General features: G+C 55.1%; 2 protein-coding genes. Both read left to right on the top strand.

Features of this window, described 5'->3' with window-relative positions; genetic code table 11:
* The coding region (locus tag QEH57_RS24690) for a porin (protein ID WP_309009479.1) at nt 1-552 on the top strand (552 nt) is incomplete at its 5' end.
* A gap of 269 nt (nt 553-821) precedes the next feature.
* A partial coding sequence (locus tag QEH57_RS24695; protein WP_309009480.1) for a porin occupies nt 822-1,273 on the top strand: 452 nt, incomplete at its 3' end.

The raw sequence follows: 1,273 nt of genomic DNA on the forward strand, positions 1-1,273 counted from the left end.
AGCGAAGAGTGGGGCTCCCTCGGACTCGCCTTGGTTGACTCCGTATACGACGACGACGGATCCATCAACAACGACGCGGACGACTTCGACATGGGCATCGAAACCAAGCTCGTGCTCACTCCAGCAGACGGTTGGACCTTCTTCCTCGGCTACGGCATCGATTCCGCCAACGCAGGCATGGAAGACCGCGAGCTCATCAACTTCTGGGGCTCCTACGAAGTCGGTTCCTCCACTTTCGCTGCCGAGTACAACAACTACTCTGACAGCTACCGCGACATCGACCAGTGGCTCCTCATGTACTCCGTCGCAGTTGGCGACAAGGGTACCTTCACTGCTCGTATCAGCAACGACAAGCGCGACTACGTCAGCCTCGCCGCTTCCGCAATGGTCGGTTCCGGACAGTGGGAAGACGAAGACACCAAGTACACCGCCGCTTACATCCACGCTGTAAACGACAACCTCGCTATCGTTTCCGAAGTGAGCCAAGTCGAAATGGGCACTTGGAGAGGCGACTCCACCGAGTTCGCCGTCGAAGCGCTCTTCACTTTCTAGTCCTCGGACCTAGCAAAGCCTTTAACGAAAAGCCTCCACCACCCGGTGGGGGCTTTTTCATGCCGCCTCTCAAGCTCCCACGGCGCCCAAATTTGAGCAGTTTTTCCTCCAGCAGAAAAATCAAAGAAAAAGTCAGTAAAAACTGGATACTGGCAACCAATTTGCTAATTCGTCTAACCGTTCGAATTCGAACACCCAACTCTATCAATACAAGACACTCTTCGTGAATAGCTTAGCTACGAACGAAACTACCTAAAAAACTCAGATCAATGAACAAACTACTAAGTCTAACCGCAGCCGGCGCGCTGCTCTCTAGCTCTGCCCTCTACGGCCAGATCGAAATCAACGACAACCTGTCCGTAACAGGTTTCCTCGACATGTCGCTCTTCCACGCTGACAACGACGACGGCGATTCCACATCGTTCGACCTCGACCAGATGGAAATCGACTTCCTCCTCTCCTTCGACGAAATCACCGCCCAGATCGACCTCGACTACCAGCGCGGCGACGCCAACGAGATCGACCTCGAGCAAGCGTTCCTCACCTACGACCTCGGCGAAGGCACATCCATCACTGCCGGTAAGTTCCTCAGCTACATGGGCTGGGAAACCGCAGAGCCAACCGGCCTCTACCAGTACTCCTACGCCTACGGCACTACCATCCCAGGCTACCACAACGGCGTAAGCATCGACTTCAGCGAAGAGTGGGGCTCCCTCGGACT

Origin of the sequence: Pelagicoccus sp. SDUM812005 (genome assembly GCF_031127875.1) — a bacterium.
Classification (GTDB): domain Bacteria; phylum Verrucomicrobiota; class Verrucomicrobiia; order Opitutales; family Opitutaceae; genus Pelagicoccus.